The organism is Treponema sp. J25 (genome assembly GCF_004343725.1).
GTDB lineage: Bacteria > Spirochaetota > Spirochaetia > Treponematales > Breznakiellaceae > J25.
The window spans coordinates 1-17,353 of sequence record NZ_PTQW01000036.1 but is presented as its reverse complement, the minus strand read 5'-3'; the positions used below and the strand labels follow the sequence as shown (position 1 = coordinate 17,353).

15 protein-coding genes and 1 riboswitch are annotated in these 17,353 nt (G+C 46.9%); of the genes, 10 read left to right on the top strand and 5 right to left on the bottom strand.

The annotated features are described in order from the left end of the window. Position 1 precedes the first annotated feature (1 nt). From C5O22_RS10880 to C5O22_RS10840, 9 genes are all read left to right on the top strand, one after another. The gene (locus C5O22_RS10880) at positions 2–724 is read left to right on the top strand and encodes a hypothetical protein (RefSeq protein ID WP_132781741.1); all 723 of its coding nucleotides are present in this window, start codon (positions 2–4) and stop codon (positions 722–724) included. 15 nt (positions 725–739) lie between these two features. Beyond that, complete coding sequence (locus tag C5O22_RS10875) at positions 740–1,846, top strand: glycosyltransferase family 4 protein (protein WP_132781739.1); 1,107 nt, start codon at positions 740–742, stop codon at positions 1,844–1,846. 25 nt (positions 1,847–1,871) lie between these two features. Then, positions 1,872–3,311, top strand: coding sequence for a capsule assembly Wzi family protein (locus tag C5O22_RS10870; protein WP_132781737.1), 1,440 nt, complete (start codon positions 1,872–1,874; stop codon positions 3,309–3,311). Between the two features lie 91 nt (positions 3,312–3,402). Then, positions 3,403–4,488 carry a GDP-mannose 4,6-dehydratase gene (gene gmd / locus C5O22_RS10865; RefSeq protein ID WP_132781735.1) on the top strand — a complete coding sequence of 362 codons (1,086 nt, stop codon included), beginning with the start codon at positions 3,403–3,405 and terminating at the stop codon, positions 4,486–4,488. A gap of 144 nt (positions 4,489–4,632) precedes the next feature. Beyond that, positions 4,633–5,592 carry a GDP-L-fucose synthase family protein gene (locus C5O22_RS10860; RefSeq protein ID WP_132781733.1) on the top strand — a complete coding sequence of 320 codons (960 nt, stop codon included), beginning with the start codon at positions 4,633–4,635 and terminating at the stop codon, positions 5,590–5,592. 120 nt (positions 5,593–5,712) lie between these two features. Continuing rightward, on the top strand, positions 5,713–6,858 hold the full coding sequence (locus tag C5O22_RS10855; RefSeq protein ID WP_132781731.1) for a glycosyltransferase family 4 protein: 1,146 nt from the start codon (positions 5,713–5,715) through the stop codon (positions 6,856–6,858). After that, positions 6,843–7,919 (top strand): NAD-dependent epimerase, encoded by a 1,077-nt coding sequence (locus C5O22_RS10850; RefSeq protein ID WP_279432197.1) that lies wholly within the window; start codon positions 6,843–6,845, stop codon positions 7,917–7,919. Before C5O22_RS10855 ends, C5O22_RS10850 begins: the two co-directional genes overlap by 16 nt. Next, a complete protein-coding gene (wbaP, locus tag C5O22_RS10845; protein WP_132781729.1) occupies positions 7,916–9,361 on the top strand; it encodes an undecaprenyl-phosphate galactose phosphotransferase WbaP in 1,446 nt (481 codons plus the stop codon). The genes C5O22_RS10850 and wbaP overlap by 4 nt, the downstream gene beginning before the upstream one ends. Then, complete coding sequence (locus C5O22_RS10840) at positions 9,361–10,320, top strand: DUF6675 family protein (protein ID WP_132781727.1); 960 nt, start codon at positions 9,361–9,363, stop codon at positions 10,318–10,320. The genes wbaP and C5O22_RS10840 overlap by 1 nt, the downstream gene beginning before the upstream one ends. Positions 10,321–10,454: 134 nt before the next feature. Here C5O22_RS10840 and C5O22_RS10835 read toward each other — a convergent pair whose 3' ends face one another. The 5 genes from C5O22_RS10835 to C5O22_RS10815 form a co-directional block, all read right to left on the bottom strand. Further along, positions 10,455–11,519, bottom strand: a complete 1,065-nt coding sequence (locus C5O22_RS10835; protein ID WP_132781725.1) for a metallophosphoesterase — start codon at positions 11,517–11,519, stop codon at positions 10,455–10,457. Between the two features lie 92 nt (positions 11,520–11,611). Then, complete coding sequence (locus C5O22_RS10830; protein ID WP_165910501.1) at positions 11,612–12,091, bottom strand: class I SAM-dependent methyltransferase; 480 nt, start codon at positions 12,089–12,091, stop codon at positions 11,612–11,614. A gap of 294 nt (positions 12,092–12,385) precedes the next feature. Continuing rightward, positions 12,386–14,701 carry a 5-methyltetrahydropteroyltriglutamate--homocysteine S-methyltransferase gene (gene metE, locus C5O22_RS10825; protein ID WP_132781721.1) on the bottom strand — a complete coding sequence of 772 codons (2,316 nt, stop codon included), beginning with the start codon at positions 14,699–14,701 and terminating at the stop codon, positions 12,386–12,388. 99 nt (positions 14,702–14,800) lie between these two features. Beyond that, a riboswitch (cobalamin riboswitch) is annotated at positions 14,801–14,973 on the bottom strand. A 220-nt stretch (positions 14,974–15,193) separates the two neighbouring features. Next, positions 15,194–15,568 carry a hypothetical protein gene (locus C5O22_RS10820; RefSeq protein ID WP_132781719.1) on the bottom strand — a complete coding sequence of 125 codons (375 nt, stop codon included), beginning with the start codon at positions 15,566–15,568 and terminating at the stop codon, positions 15,194–15,196. 179 nt (positions 15,569–15,747) lie between these two features. Beyond that, on the bottom strand, positions 15,748–16,311 hold the full coding sequence (locus tag C5O22_RS10815) for a hypothetical protein (protein ID WP_132781717.1): 564 nt from the start codon (positions 16,309–16,311) through the stop codon (positions 15,748–15,750). A 288-nt stretch (positions 16,312–16,599) separates the two neighbouring features. Here C5O22_RS10815 and C5O22_RS10810 point away from each other — a divergent pair, with 288 nt between their 5' ends. Then, positions 16,600–17,295: a hypothetical protein gene (locus tag C5O22_RS10810; RefSeq protein ID WP_132781715.1), complete on the top strand. Its 696-nt coding sequence runs from the start codon at positions 16,600–16,602 to the stop codon at positions 17,293–17,295. The last annotated feature ends 58 nt before the right edge of the window (positions 17,296–17,353 follow it).

Below are 17,353 nucleotides of genomic sequence, written 5' to 3'. Positions count from 1 at the left end.
TATGCTCGAAATCGTAAGGCGGTACGGCCCCATTCGAATCTACCAAAAATGGTTTTATGAAAAACCAGCTATTCAAGATCGATATTCTTTTACTGTATATAAGCAGGCTTCATCTCTTATCCCTTATAAAGGATTTATTCGTAAGGATTTTTATACCCTTCATATCCACATAGATACAAAAACAATAGATGAGTTATTTAAAGATTTCTCAAAGACCAATCAAACAAAAATAAAAAGAGCTTTAAAAGAAGAAATGTTTTTTTCTTCGTCTTTAGATCTTTTTTCTTTTGTTGATTTTTTTAATACTTTTGCACGGTTTAAAAAACTTTCCCCTCTTTCTGAAAAAGGGCTTTTTTTTTATGGAGAAAATATACTTTTTACCTGCATAACTGATAAAGAAGGCCCTATAGCATCCCATGCGTATATTATGGACAGAGAAAAACTGTTAGTTCGTCTATTATATTCGGCTACTCGAGTAAGAAATAGTAATGAAGCAGATTATATTTCCCGATCAAATCGGCGTCTTCACTGGCACGATATCTGTTATTTTAAAGAACAGGGCTTTAAGATTTACGATTTTGGAGGTCTTGCCCTTAAACCCGGAAACAAAGAAACCGAAGGGATAGATTTCTTTAAACAAAGTTTTGGGGGAAAGATAGTTCACCAATCCCATTATGAATCGATCCCTGCGTTTGTGCTAAAAAAACTGTTCCGCAAAGATTAATTTTTTTATTTGCCTATGCCACATCTAGTGTACGTAACCACCAGTTTTAAACCCGGCGCCATTCCCAATATTTTTGCCGCCATAATCCCTTTTATTATAAAAAAGTTTCGTATAAGCATTGTCGTTTTTGAAGAAAGCCCAGAGGCATACCCCCAATACAGGGCGCTTATTGAACAGGGAGTAAATTTTTATTTTTTGAATAAAAAGAAATACAATATTGTGGGAACTCTTTTGGCTTTACGGCGAATGTTAGCCAGTCTAAAACCTGACATCATTCATTCTCATCTTGCTCGGGCAGATATTATTACGGCGCTGGTAAATAGAGGAAACATCCCTCACATAGCAACCTTTCATAGTGTGCCCGCAAATTTTTCATGGGTTACCCGGCTCTTTCTCTATTTCACTGATCGATGGATTTCTCACCGCACGGGGGTTTCGGAGACGGTTATCTCTGAATTTTATCGAAAGCCCTGGTTAAAAAGTCCCCATAGCGTCATATACAATCCTCTGAATGACGTATCATCTTCTCCAGGGAAACAATCCCCATCGGAAATCCGAGCCCGTTTTGGTATTCCAGAAAAAGCGCCACTTTTTGCCTGCGTGGGGCGTCTTGTTCCTGCAAAGGGCCATACAACCCTTTTGCGGGCCTTTGCGTTTCTCCTCAAAGAGGTTCCCCAGGCACACCTTATTATTGCCGGAAGCGGCCCCCTTGAAAAATCCCTTAAAAAACTCGCCAAGAAGCTCGACATAGAAAAGAATCTCCGGTGGGCTGGTTTTTATACCCCCGCCCGGGACATTTTTATGGCCGCCGATGTGGTGGTGTTTCCTTCCCGATGGGAAGGAATGGGCCTTGTTCCTCTGGAAGCCCTTCTTGTAGGACGCCCCCTCGTGGTAAGTAATCTACCGGTACTCCGGGAATGCATTCCCGAAGGAGAGGGGGTGCTGTTTGTTTCCCCTGACCGCCCCGACGATCTGGCACAATCCATGGCCAGTATGCTGAACGCTTCTCCTACCCTTCCGAAAAAATATTTTGAAAAGGCTCATAAAATAATTCAGGAACGGTATAGTCCGCAGGGTATTGCTGAACGTTACATACAGCTTTACATACAATCCTTAAAATAAGGGTTTACATAAGGAAAGGAACAACATGAAAAAACTTATCTCCCTTTTTCTGGCCCTGTGCTCAGGTATCGCTTTTCTCAACGCCCTCGAGATTGAAATCCAGAACCAGAGCATTGCCTCTTCTGAGATTGTCCCCCTGTGGATTGAGGCAAACCGTTACGGATCAGTATTGATGGATACAACTCTGCAAAGCCATGTACGCAGCCGTATTCGTTGGGATACATCATTCTTTAACGGTGCCCTCCGATGGAGTACCGAGGGGAGTGGTTCCGTGGGATTCTCCGAGGCGTTTAATCCCCTGGTTACCATGGACACCCTCTATACGGCCTTTCAATATGGATTATGGGAATTCCGGGGTGGTTGGTTTCAAGAAACCCTCGGCGAGGTGTTTGAACCCCTTTCGAGCGGTTCCATGGCGATTTCTTCCAATGCCAGGCCCATGCCCCGTATAGAATTCCGCCTCACCGATTGGTATACCCTCCCATGGAGCTGGACAGAGGGGCTTATCGCCATAAAAGGGGGCATTCAACATGGCTGGTTTGAACCAAACAACTATGTGGATAACGTGTGGCTCCATGCCAAGTGGGCCTACCTCCGGCTGGGAACGGAACAGCAACATATCTTTGGGGGCCTGGTACACCTGGCCCAATGGGGTGGTAAGGGGTCCTGGGAGGGTAAAGATTTTGACATTCCCTTTACCTTTCACAACTGGTGGCAGACCTTTGTGGCAGGGGGAGGAGTAGAAGGACAAACAGAAATAGAAAAATACAATGCTAGCGGAAACCATTTAGGCATCTGGGACCTCGGGACAAAGATCACCATTTCTGACTTTGAACTGTCCGCCTACTACCAACATTTTTTTGAAGATAAGGCTTCTTTAGATATCTGGTCCAATGGGCTCGATGGTCTTTTTGGGCTCCACGTTAAAACACCACCTGAGGTGCCATTTCTTCGCCACGTTTTGATTGAAAAGGTGATAACCACCGATCAGAGTGGCCCAATTGAAGAAATCATAATGTCTGATAGCACGAAGATCAATATTTACGGTGGGGATTCTTATTATTTTAACTATCTTTATAAAACCGGTTGGTCCTACCTTGGACGAATCCTCGGTACTCCCCTGATTACTGGTACAGGGAGCGGCGAAGATTTCCGGGTTAACAATAACCGTATTGAAGCGCTCCACATCGGAGGGCTTATGGAAGTTGGCACCGTTACTATCCGTGCCTTATATACCTATACCAAGCGTTTTCCTGCCTATTCAGAACAGAGTTTAGTAAGCTATACTACCTGGGCGGAAAAACTGGATTACCGGAACCACAAAGATCGCTGGGATGGATACTTGGGGATTTCGTTTCCCTTGGGCCCCTTTACTATCCTGGGAGAAGTCGCCGGGGGCTATGATCAGATCTTCGGCTGGAACTGGGGAAGTTCCATGACCGTTGGGTATCGAACAACCTTTTAGAGGGTGCCTTTCTTTTTCGTGAGCCCAAACGAGGGGCAACCACTCTTAAAAACAGCCAGCATACTATCACAGAGACAGTGAGGATTTTGATATGAAAAAAGCATTAATTACGGGTATTACCGGTCAGGATGGGGCGTACCTGGCGGATTTTTTACTCAAGAAAGGGTATGAGGTTCACGGCATTAAACGGAGGTCATCCAGTTTTAACACCGGTCGTATCGATCACCTCTACCAGGATCCCCATGAACAGGGTCGACGTTTCATCCTTCACTACGGGGATCTCTCAGACGCTACCAACCTTATACGGATTATCCAACAGGTCCAGCCCGATGAAATTTATAACCTGGGAGCCCAGAGCCACGTGCAGGTTTCATTCGAAGTGCCCGAATACACCGCCGATGTGGATGGTATTGGGACCCTGAGACTTCTGGAAGCCATTCGCATCCTGGGACTCACCCATAAAACCCGTTTTTACCAGGCCTCTACGAGCGAACTATTTGGGAAGGTACAGGAAATCCCCCAGAAAGAAACCACCCCCTTTTACCCCCGCAGTCCCTATGCCTGCGCCAAGCTCTATGCCTACTGGATTACGGTGAACTATCGGGAAAGCTATGGCATGTACGCCTGCAATGGGATCCTTTTTAATCACGAGAGCCCTATCCGAGGAGAAACCTTTGTCACCCGTAAGGTAACCCGAGCAGCAGCCCGGATCAAGCTCGGTCTCCAAAACAAGCTCTATATGGGTAACCTGGATGCTAAGCGGGACTGGGGCTATGCGGGAGACTATGTGGAACTCATGTGGCTCATGCTTCAGCAGAATGAACCGGACGACTATGTGATGGCCACGGGGATTACTACTACCGTGCGGGAATTCATCAGCCGGGCCTTTAGTGAAGTGGGCATCACCCTGGACTGGCAAGGCCATGGGGTGGAAGAAAAGGGTATTGATCGGGCCACCGGCCGGGTCCTGGTAGAAGTGGATCCCCGGTACTTTAGACCCGCAGAGGTAGATATCCTTATAGGGGATCCCACCAAGGCAATCACCAAGCTCGGCTGGAAACCCCGGGTGAGTTTAGACGAATTGATTAAGATGATGGTAGCCGCAGATCTTAAAGAAGCAGAGCGGGAGTTGCACCTTAAAAATGGTGGTTTTGAGGTAAAGCACCCCCATGAGTAAGGGGATACCTTCGGCGACCTGTCCTTTAAAGCGATTGACCATAAAAATTTCCGGCGGCCAAAAATTGAAAGGCCCCTCCGAATACACGCCGCTGGGTTCATGGGGAGGGCATCAAATTAATGGAGAAACATTGGGGTTAAAATTATGGAAAGAACCGCAAAAATATTTGTAGCGGGCCACCGGGGTCTTGTGGGAAGTGCACTTGTTCGACAATTGCAACAACGGGGCTTTACAAACATAATTCTCAGGACCCATGCAGAACTGGATTTAACAAACCAGGCCGCGGTGTATCACTTTTTTGAAACCGAACGGCCAGACTATGTATTTCTTGCGGCGGCAAAAGTGGGCGGTATCGGGGCTAACAGCACCTATCCTGCAGAGTTTATTTACATCAATCTTGCCATTGCCCTTAATGTGGTCGATGCCTCCTATCGCTATGGGGTACGAAAGCTCCTCAATCTTGGCTCAAGCTGTATCTATCCTAAATTTGCTCCCCAGCCAATGAAAGAAGAGCACCTCCTCACTGGCCCCCTGGAACCCACCAATGAACCCTATGCGATCGCTAAAATTGCAGCAATAAAACTCTGTGCTTCCTATAACCGCCAGTATGGGACCAACTTTATTTCTCTCATGCCTACCAATCTGTATGGGCCTAACGATAATTATCACCCTTTTAATAGCCATGTGCTACCCGCCCTTATCCGAAAGTTCCATGAAGCAAAAACACAGGGCACTGACGAGGTAGTATTATGGGGCGATGGTTCTCCGTACCGGGAATTCTTATACAGCGATGACCTGGCGGATGCGGCAATCTACCTTATGGAACAGTATGATGCCTCTGATATTGGGGAGTTCATCAACGTGGGCTCAAGCCAGGAAGTAACCATCCGGGAATTGGCAGAGCTGATTCAGAAAATCGTCTATGAAGATAGCCCGGGCCGCACGTGTCGTATTGTGTGGGACACGAGTAAACCCAACGGGACGCCCCGAAAACTTCTGGACTCTTCCCGTCTCACTGCTTTGGGATGGAAACCAAAGGTAAGCCTGCAGGAAGGAATTCGGCGGGCCTATGCGGACTTCGTGGAACATCATGGAAGGGAATAAGCATTCCCTGTACCCAATAGGAAAAGTCCAGGTCATTTATTCTCAGCCAATTTCAGAGGCTTGTCCTTTGCTCCCGAAAAGCATCCTGCAAGAAGCATTACTTTTTCTTTTACTCCAACGATGAACCAGAAGAAAATACTCTTTGTTATCACCCGGGGCGATCTTTTAGGAGGTGCCCAGGTACATGTAAAAGATCTCGCCCGGGCGGCCCAACAAGATGGCTATCAGTGCCTTGTGGCCTGTGGCCAAAAGGGAATATTTACCGACCTCTTAGAAAACCAGCAAACCCCCTGGGTTGCTCTTCCGGCATTACAACGGAGCATCAACCCTCTTCTGGATATCAAAGCCATTATCCAGTTGATCCGCATCATAAGAAAAGAAAAACCTACCCTCGTCAGTTGTCATACCGCCAAGGCAGGCCTCGTCGGCCGAGTCGCGGCGTTCCTCTGCGGGGTTCCTGCTATTTTTACCGCCCATGGCTGGCAATTTGCCGAAGGGATATCCCTGGTGCAAAAGATTTTTGTGCTTTCTACCGAATACATCTGCGCCCGACTTTGTAAAAAAATCATTGTAGTATCCGAATACGATTATCAGCTGGCCCGCCATTATCATGTGGTTCCAGCCACAAAAATGAAGATCATCCATAACGGCATGCCCGATACCCTTCCTCCAGAAAAGTTCACCGAGTTTAGCCAGGGAAAGGGTTCCTCCTCTATCGGCAATGGGCCAGAAGATACACGACCTATCGAACTCGTGATGATCGCCCGTTTTCAAGAACAGAAGGATCACCCTACCCTTTTTAAAGCCCTGGCAGATCTTCAGGACCTTCCCTGGCACCTTACCCTTATCGGTGATGGGCCCCGTATGGCGTGGGCACAACAGGAAGTACAACGCCTTGGATTCGCCAATCGGGTCACCTTTGCGGGCCAGCAAAAGTTGGTGACAGAATTTCTAAGACAGGCGGACCTGTATCTCCTCATCTCTCACTGGGAAGGCTTCCCCCGTTCTATCCTTGAGGCCATGCGAGAGGGCTTACCGGTCATTGCCTCCGATGTGGGGGGAAGCCGGGAAGCGGTAGTCCATGGGGAAACGGGCTTTCTGGTTCCCCGGGGAGATGTGACAAGGCTTACCATGAATCTGAGGGAGCTTCTTGAAAACCCAGAGCTCCGCTACCGAATGGGGAAGGCAGGACGAAAACGTTTTGTTCAGCATTTTACCTTTGAACATATGTATCAACAAACAAAAATAATATGGGAAAAAACATAATGGGCACCTATCTTGTTACCGGGGCAGCCGGTTTCATCGGATTCCATCTGTGTAAGCGGCTCCTTACTGAAGGCCACCGGGTCCTTGGTCTTGATAACATAAACGACTATTATGACCCAACCCTCAAGTTCGATCGCCTTGGAGAACTTGGGTTCTCCCGGGAAATAGAAACCTATGGTAAAGAAGTGCAAAGTACAGTCTATACTACCGGTTCTTTTATCCGCCTGAATCTTGAGGATTACGAATCGGTGGTACAGGTATTTTGCTGCCACCACTTTGATGCGGTGATTCACCTCGCAGCCCAGGCGGGGGTTCGGTACAGTATCGACCATCCCTTCGCCTATACCCAGAGCAATATCACCGGTTTTCTATCTATTCTGGAGGCCTGTCGCCACACCCAGGTGCCCCACCTGGTGTATGCATCCAGCTCTTCGGTGTATGGCCTTAACGACAAACAACCCTTCAGTGTCCATGATGGGGTTGACCATCCTATTAGCCTCTATGCGGCCACCAAACGGGCTAATGAGCTCATGGCCCACACGTACTCTCATCTGTATGGCATACCAACCACCGGCCTGCGTTTTTTCACTGTTTACGGCCCCTGGGGAAGGCCCGATATGGCCTATTTTAAGTTTGCCCGGGCTATCCTTTACGGGGAGCCCATAGAAGTATACAATCATGGAGACATGTATCGGGACTTTACCTATATCGACGATGTAATCGAAGGAATAGTGCGGCTTTTGGGATGCCCCCCTGGGGGACAGAGAAACGGAACTACCGGAGATCCTGCCACCTCTTCAGCCCCCTTCGTCCTTTACAATATCGGGAACAACAAACCAGAAAAACTTTCTGATTTTATCAGGATTTTAGAGGCCAACCTTGGAAAGGAGGCAAAAAAGCGATACCTTCCTTTTCAGAAAGGGGATGTCCTTTCTACGGCAGCGGATGTAAGTGACCTTGAAGGGGCTGTGGGGTGGAAACCGAGTACGCCGATTGAAAAGGGGCTTGCATTGTTCTGCCAGTGGTTCCTGTGGTATCATGAGAAGGTGAGGTGCCCATGACCATCAATGAATTTGATAGCTGGTACACCAAGCGGTACCGCCATACAACCTCTGCGTACGCGGCGATGGCATTCATCATTTCTGATTTCATCGCCATCATGCTCTCCTTTGGAACGGGATTTTTCCTGGTAAACGCCTATGATCTTTCCATCATTAGCTTTAGGTCCTTTGTTACCTACTGGCCCTTTGTGCCGGCCTTTATTCTTTTGTTTTATGTAAATAACCTCTATCCTGGGGTAAGTCTCGCCCCGGCAGAGGAACTTCGCCGCTTTGCGGTAGGTTCAGTAGTAGGGCATGGGGCCATTCTTCTTTTTATGGCCATCGATGGGGGGTACCGAATTACCCCTGAAATGGTTGCCTTTTTCATAAGCTGGATCTTCTCCGTATGGTTTTTGCTTATCTGTCGTTCCCTCATGAGAGCCCTGATAAGCCGGACCCGATTCTGGGGGATCCCCGCGGTGATTTACGGATGTGGTAAATCGGGAAGGCTTGTGGCGGATCGCCTTATGGATAATCCTGCGGTAGGGTATATTCCCGTCCTTTTTCTTGATGATGACCCTACAACCGGTGATAGCTATCGGGGAGTTCCGGTGATCCATGACACATCCCTAGGACCATACCTGGTACAGACCTACAACATTAAGATGGCTATCGTAGCCATGCCCGGTGCGGATCGACGGCGCCTGGCGGATATTCTTGATGAGTCGGTCTCGGCGTTTAAATACAATGTGCTCATCCCTGACTTTTTCGGCCTGACCAACATGTGGATGTCGGTCCGGGATTTTGATGGAATCCTTGGTCTTGCCACGAGCCAGCAACTCCTTATGCCCTGGAACCGTATAAAAAAACGGATCCTCGATATCTTTCTGGTTACTGTTGGGGGTATCCTGTTACTTCCCCTCTTTCTTCTTATTGCTTTGCTTATAAAAATTTCTTCCCCCGGGCCGGTGCTATATAAACACACCCGGATCGGGCGCGATGGGAAACCCTTTAAGGCCTATAAATTCCGTTCTATGGTGGTAGATGCGGACAAGCGGCTTGCGGAACTTCTGGAAAAGGACCCGGAAGCCCGAAAAGAGTGGGAAGCCACTTTTAAATTAAAGAATGACCCCCGGGTGACGCCGATTGGCCGTTTTTTACGAAAAACCAGTTTTGATGAGTTCCCTCAACTTATCAACATCATAAAGAATGAAATGAGTCTTGTAGGCCCCCGCCCCATTGTAAAAGCCGAAATTGAACGATACGGGAAGAGCTTTAAAAGGGTGTTTTCGGTAAAACCGGGACTCACCGGCCTCTGGCAAGTGTCAGGTCGCTCTGACACGGATTATACCGAACGGGTTGCCTTTGACACCTACTATATTCAGAGCTGGTCTATCTGGCTCGATATCTGGATTCTCTATAAGACCATCGGGGTGGTATTCCGGGGAAAGGGGGCCTATTAATGCTTCCAGAGGGTAGGGGTATTCATGATACAATCGGAGGGAAAAGTCAAATCAAATCCACTTCCATAGATTTCGCAGTGTCTACGTTTTTCAGGCTTCTCCTTGTCGGTCTCTGGATAAGTCAGATTTCCCTGGGGGCATCGAGCCAAGAAACCTCATCCTCCCGCCAACTTCGCTCTTTTACCGAACTCTATCCGCTGGCATCAGAAGGGGCTCTTCTTAAAGAAGCCAGTGCTGAAGGGGGAATTCTTCGAGTTACGGAAGAAAAACCAGCAAAAGAACGTCTCCGCTATCTTCCTGCTACGAACCCCTCTTTCCCCTGGGAGAGAATAGTACAGAAACGAAATGTGAGTTTTTTTGTAGAAGCCCTCAGGCTGGTGCCACGAAAAGCAACGGGCCCTCAAGCATCACCTCAAGCACCAAAAGATTCCGCCGTTTCAACCGTATCCCCCCCTGGTTCCTCCTTTGAGATGTTGCGCATCTATGGGGCCATCTCCCGGACCCGGGATCTCTCAGGACGGCTGTACCATTCCCACAGCCGAAACAAGGATATTCCCCTTTTTGAAGAGGTTACCCGCATAGAATCCCTGCGCAATCAGAGGGCTATCCCAGATCCCTCGGGATTTACCAGTATTCCTGAACGGGAAACCCTGTTTATTAAGTTAAAGGATGCTAACTTCGGTACCTGTTTTTATCAGGCAGACCTGGAACAATGGGACCGGGGACTCCTCTATACCCTGACAAATGCCCGAAGCCTTACCTACGGCATTATTCCAATCATCGGAGAACAAAAACTTATCGCCCAGATATACCTGGAACCCCTTACAGAGGGAATCCTTATCTATGCCCTTGCAGGGTCGGAAGTTCCTGCCCTTATTGCCTCCCAGGTACACATGCCCTCGGCCATCGAAAAACGGCTGAATGTGATCATCCAGTGGCTCGTAGACGGGTTACGGTAATAAATATCGGTAATAATTTAAAAAAGATTTTCCCTCTTACAGTCCCTTTCCTCTCAGTTTCTCTGTAACACTTCTTTTTAAGCTCCCTTCTGTACGCAGTCCCCTTAATCCCTCCTTTTCCCCGCCTTTCCTTTTCATCCCAAAAGTTCTATCTTTGCCCGCACGTACTCTAATCTATCCTGGTTAAGAACCACCCGCCGATGCGGGGTTCCCTCAAGGACCTCGATCGCATAGGTTCCCCGATGGACAAAGCGCTTCCCCTGCCCTTCGGTAAACCAGTATACCAGACGAATAGTATTTCCCTCTAATTCGATGCCGTAAATTCCTTTCTTCCCGATCACCGAACCGGAATTAAACAAGCATGGGACTGGAAGCTCATCCCCATACAGGCTTTGCTGAATGCTCGTTCGGCGTTCGCTCCGTTTAAGCTTGGAGAGTTCTTCCCGTAACATGCGGACTTCTTCGGCGATCCGCTCCTTTTCAGGGCCCGGTGCGGTGGGATACTCCCGTATAAGCCGTTCTATTTCAAATTTGATATAATCAAAACGCCCTAAAGACTCAAATAGAGGTCGATGGGTATGGCCGATAACCGAGATCACATTATTTTCTAAGGAAAAACGATAGGCCTCTTTTTCCACAAAAAATCGATGTCGGGGGCTGCGGGCAGAAGAAATATTGCGAATCCCCAGGGGCTTAAAAAAATACCGGAGCGAAAGCCGAATAAAGCGGTTATACTGGGTATACACTTTGGAAGCTTGATGCCCATGGTATACTAAGAGAGGAATCGTTGCAGTTTTAATCTGAATCGCATCATACAATGGATAAGGATAGAGGTGTACATATTCTAGATCCTCATCATGGTTTCCAATGGTTTTAAACAAACGCCCCTTTTCGTGGTAGGCATCAAAGATTTCGTAGAGCCCTTCCCAGGCCCTTCGAATATTCCCATAGGGATACCGTTGCAATTCCTCTATATCCCCATTCAATATAAGAAGCCACCCGCGGGGATAATAATACTGTTGCAAAATATCACGGACTAAAAGACCATTCCTCAGTAAATCATCACTCCTGCCCCCGTTTCCCATGTGAAAATCGCTCATTATTACGATGGGATGGGTAGCCCCTCCCCCAGCGTGTTCACCCTCTATTTCTGCGATCCGAGAAAACCGTATACGGGATTGTTGTTTAGCACCGGTCATATCCCTTTTATTGTAGGGTGTTACCGGTAATTACTCAAGAACCGTTATCCGCCTTTTTGTACTCGCCGGTTAACAATTGAACTAAAATTGAATTAGAAACGAAAAGGCCGCTGAAATAGCCAGAGGTTTTCTTCCGGCTGCCCCACAAGAGATACTCCCATACAAGACGAAAGAACATCCATGGCAGTACCGCTATAAAACACCCGATGGGTCGTATCCTCTTTGTACCACCATCCTGCAAAGTCTTCGTCTTCTTCGGGTACCCGGTGAGTATGGATCGCTAAAAAGCCACCTTCCTTAAGTAATGTGGCCATCTGGATAAATTCCTTCCGGGGTTCCTTAAAGTGCTCTGCCACTTCGATACACAGAATAAGGTCGTAGAGGCCTCGAAGGGTAATGGGAGCAAAGTAGGGATCATAGCTGGTAACCCGATGGCCGTGATAAGAAAGAAGCGGAGCTACCACAGGACTGGGACCGCAACCATAATCAAGAATATCAAGACACTGGCCGCTGGGGCTCTTCTGAGAGACATACGTTATGCCTTCCCAGACCTGCCGTAAAATCCCTTCCATATATTCCCGGTACGGGGGATCCCCGGGATGATTTTGATGCAAAAGATAACGCGCCTTTTCCTCGCATTCAGATAGCCATGTAGAAGGATCTTCCCAAACGCTCTTGCAGTTCGTACATCGAAAAAAGCGACGACTCCTTTTGTTTCGCCGCTGTAAGGGGACAGGATTACTATGAGAACTGGTACAAATAGGGCAGATCATCACAAAACAATATCTTCATGGGTCCTGGAAAGGCAAGGGGCCCGTATCAATGGTATACCCCTTGCTCAGAAAACTTTTTTAGTTACCCTGTTTTTACATCCTTTTGTCGTATTCCGCTCTCAATTTTTTTGTCGCCCCTACCATATGGGCCAGGGCGGCTTTTGTTTCTTCTATGTTTCGGGTCTTTAACCCACAGTCAGGATTAATCCAGAGCATGGGAGCAGGAATATACTGGAGCATCCGATGAATACGCTGCTGTAGTTCTTCTATCGAAGGAACTAAGGGCGAGTGGATATCATAAATACCTGGCCCGATCTGATGGTCCCGGGCATAGTCCTGGAAAGAGGGCAGCAATTCAAATTGAGAACGGGCCGCTTCGATGGTAATCACATCCACGTCAAAGGCGTTAATCGCATCCACCATGCTTCCAAATTCGCTGTAGCACATATGGGTATGCAATTGCACATCCGGCCGCACCGAAGCGGTAGCAGCCTGGAAAGCCCCCACCGCAACCTTGAGGTAGCCCTCCCATTCACTCCGGCGAAGGGGGAGTTTTTCTCGCAGGGCCGCTTCATCCACCTGGATAATAGGAATTCCCTTTTCTTGTAGGTCATCAATTTCCTCGCGAATCGCATCGGCAAGCTGGGACGCTACCACCTCCAGGGGGAGATCTTCCCGTACAAAAGACCAGTTGATAATGGTTATCGGCCCCGTAAGAATCGCCTTAACCGGTTTTTTAGTAAGGGACTGGGCATAGCTAATCCAGGGAACCGTTATAGGATGGTTCCTTTTAATATCTCCATAAATAATCGGGGGTTTAGTGACCCTGCTTCCATAGGACTGAACCCATCCTTGTTCGGTAGTATAGAATCCCTCCAGATGCTCCGCAAAATATTCGACCATGTCGTTCCGTTCGTATTCCCCGTGGACAAGAACATCAAGACCAAGGTCTTCCTGCAGGTTGATGACCTGCCGAATCCTGTCCCGCAGATAGGCCTCATAGGCCTGTGGCGAAATAACACCCTCCCGATACTGCCTTCGCATCCGTCGTAGTTCCCCATCTTGAGGGAAAGACCCAATGGTGGTAGTCGGAAAGAGGGGTAGCCCCAAGCGTTTCTGCTGGAGCTCATACCGTTCCTGCCGGGGTACCGGACGGAATTTGTTTCCAGGGAAGGTCTCTTCTTTTTGGGGGTTCCCCGCGTCGCTCTTCCGCAAAGCCATTCCATTTTCTTTTTGTTCTTCAGGGCTTTTCTCCTCTGTCCCATCTTCCCAAGCCGTACCGGGATCGCCCTCAAGCACCTGCTTAAGAAGCTCCAGTTCTTCGAGTTTTTCATAGGCAAAGGCCAGGGAGGTCTTCAGGTTTTCTGGCAAAGCGGATTCCCCTTTCACCGTATAGGGTACATGAAGAAGAGAACAGGAAGAGGAAAGCCATATTTCTTGTGAGACAGCGGCGGCAAGTTTTTTTATCAGCCTTTTCAACCCTATAAGATCCGCCTTCCAGATGTTCCGCCCATCAATACAGCCTGCCACAAGAATAGTATTTTCGGGAAAGCCATACCGTTGAATAAGTTCTTCATTGTAAGGGCCCCCTACAAAATCAAGGCCAATTGCATCAAAGGCGGCTTCACATACCGGCTTCCAGGAATCCCGAATATCTCCGAAGTAGGTCTGGAGAAGTACCTTCAGAGGGCCTTTTTTCGATAGGATTCGATCATACAAGAACCTAAACTGTTCCCGTTCTTTATTCCCAAGATCAGTGGCAAGGATGGGTTCCTCTATCTGAACCCACGGGACGTTCCATTCTCGCAAAAGGTCCATAAGGGCTTCATACTGGCGAACGAGTGGTTCAAGATATTCCTCCAGGGAACCTTCTTGAATTTTAGAAAGACCTACAAAGGTAAGGGGCCCAATCAGGTTTACCTTAAAGGGATGACCAAGACTTTGGGCCGCTTCTACATGGGCTTTTAGAAAAGATGGTTCTAGTTTCCAGGAGATATCCCGGGAAAGTTCGGGGACAAGGTAGTGATAATTAGTGGTAAACCATTTTTTCATTTCTAATGGATAGGTGCTTTCTCCTGCCACCTCCTTTCCCCGGGCCATGGCAAAATAGAAGGAGAGTTTTGCCGGCAGAGAAGCGGCACCCCCTTGTGATGGCTGCAATTTTACAAAGCGGGGCGGAATAGCTCCCAGCAGATAGATCATATCCAGCATGCCATCATACAGGGAAAAATCATTGCAGGGGATAATATCCAATCTTTCGGCCAGAAACTTAAGCTGGTCTATCTCAAGTTTACGGGCACCGCTATACAATGTTTCGGCATCGATTGCCTGGACAAAGTACTTATCCAACAGGGTTTTAAGTTCCCGGTTTTTTCCTATCCGGGGAAAACCCACAATCGTCGTTTTCATGAGGACTCCTTAGTGGGAGAAATTAAATTGAACATTAAGAAAGAACTATCCTACTAAGATGAGACACAATTACGGGACATGAACCATAGCTGAACCCTCCGTTCAAAAACTCCTCTGGCAAATATCCTGGCTCGGTTTCTTCCTACTACCCACCTTCCCGGTTTCCCAGTGGTTCTCAGGGTTCGTCCACCTTACAGTAGCGGGGGCTGCGCCGGTTTTGCACCGGACTTCCTTGCCGCAGCGATACCACCACCTTAAAAGGCTTTGGTATCGCGGGGGGCTTTTAAAAAATATATACGCCCACCAGAGGGGGCTTTATCATAGCACTTCTTCTGAAGAGAATACAAGGGTTCTTTGTTTTTTAATAAAACAGACAAGAACAGAACAGTTTGTGGGGTATCGTGTCCTGTCCAACCAAAAGACTAATAACATACCACCACGATACCCCTTCTGCTCTTACAATTGCTTGTTTCTGTATGTGGTATGTGTACCCTACTTCTCGTTAATTCTGAATTTGTACCAGCTATTAGAACCTACATAATCTGAACGGAGATAAAAATCAAATTCTAATTTTCCGGTAAAAGAGCTTGGAATAGGATATAATAAATAACCATCCCATTTCCCATTATCACTCCAGGCGCCCAAATCTTGGCCCAGGTCATCACACTCAAAATGGATGGGAATATCCGGATCGTTCCACAACTCAAGAGAATAGGTTTTTCCGCTTTTTAGTATCACCGAATAATCATCATAATAGAATACATAATAATTTGAATCTCTGCTTGACTTATCACTGAATTCGATTTTTCCTTCAATGATAGTATTTACGGTCACACTAAAAAGAAAATCAAATAAGGCATACCCCACAACAATAAACACTACAATAAAAAATAAAACACCCCCTTTTATAGAAAAGAAGCCTCGCATAGGCCACTCCTCTCAAAAGTCAAATTCTTTTTATCTCTTATCTCCTCTAATTACGTTCCCCTCCCCTCGTTACTACGCATGGGAGGGAAACCTCTTTTAACTTTATCCTAAAACAATTTCTATTCAGGTTTAGAAGCAAGAATCGTTTTCCAATCAACCCCAGAAGTAACTATGGCCTTATTAAGGCTTTCCATCCAAGATCGACGCACACTATATAAAGCAATAATATCCGACCCCACCGAAACCCCAGAACACACTAAGGAAATAATCACTCCCGTGGTGTTTTGCATAAAGAGGCCTGAGAGGACTGCCGCCAGGGCCGCACCGGTGGTTACATAGGCGTAGATCTTAGATGTTTTAAGATACTGGGAGCCGTTGTAATTCACACCGTTACTCACCCAAAAATTGGTGGTCCGCTCCATGTAATTTTGAAAAAGCCAGGCCCCTGAGGTAGAGGCAAGAGGTGCGATAGCCATAAAAGTAAGCCCAAGAGAAAGGGTACTCCGAGAACTTGCAGCAACTCCACCACCTATAACTAAACCGTAGCCCGTTGCTTCGAGCACAAGCCCCGTCATACCCCCTGAATCAGAAAAGGGGGTAACTATTCTTTCTGATTCCTGGGCTCCTATCATCGTAGCGATACAGAGAAGCCCCCCTAGTACCGTAATAATCTTCTTTCCCATTTTTCCCTCCTTTGGGTATAAAATGTAGTTAGAGGAACTACCAAGATAGTATCCGCTAGAGTCATATGTTCACGTTTTGTTCCTCAAAAGACAGTATAGAAAGAATAGAGAAAGAATTCTGTTGTTGATGGGTCTAAAAAACTCCATATGGAATTTATTATCAGACAGGTGTTCCCCTCTGTTTTACTCAATGTAAAGAGATGTTTGCTTTTTTAAAATTCAATAATCTTGTATTTTTTCCTAGAGCTCATCTTGACAGATTACGCCGATATTATTTCAAAATATATTATGAATACCGGAAACACCCTATGGGTGCGCATAGGGGTGGCTTTGTATTTATCGTTATCGGGTCTTCTTGCGTTGCATACCATAGAAAATGGTGAAATTTCTTGCAAAATAGAACCATGTGTTATAGGCATTCTATTGGCAGTTTTACACGGTATAGCGTACTTCTATATTCTTACAGCGGAAAACCCCAAATTCATACAAAAGTTTTTTTTCTGTGCCTTTTTTTGTTTATCCACTATCATACTCCTTTCGATTACCCTGTACCAAGAGTTGTTTCGGAGCGCTTTTCATATTTTAGGAGCCTTTTTTCTTATCTTTATTTTTAAATTCGAAAACTTTAACCTTTCCCGCACTAATAAATTGAATATCCAGTTACTATATATTCTCTTAATCACTATAGAAATAGTAGTCACCCTCTGGGTGTTCCTTCATGCTATATATGGGGTTTTACTCAGAGCACCCTTCGCGCAAAAATGGGTCCTTTTCAATTTATATACCTCAGGATATCTTATTATAGGAATTTTTGCTATTTTCGAACTCAGAAGCTTTATTAATATTCTGGTTTTAATAAACAAAGAGAGTTTCGTGGTTGATAATGAGAATTATTCTCATTTGTTTGGTAAAAAAGATCTATTCTTACTGTGGCTTTTAACACAACAAGGTACCCGCTGCCATGACCCCGTTGGGGCTGATTAATAGGAGCTGGGGGCGAGGGTGTATGGCAGGAGGGTGTCGAGGGCGGCGGTTTTGTTCT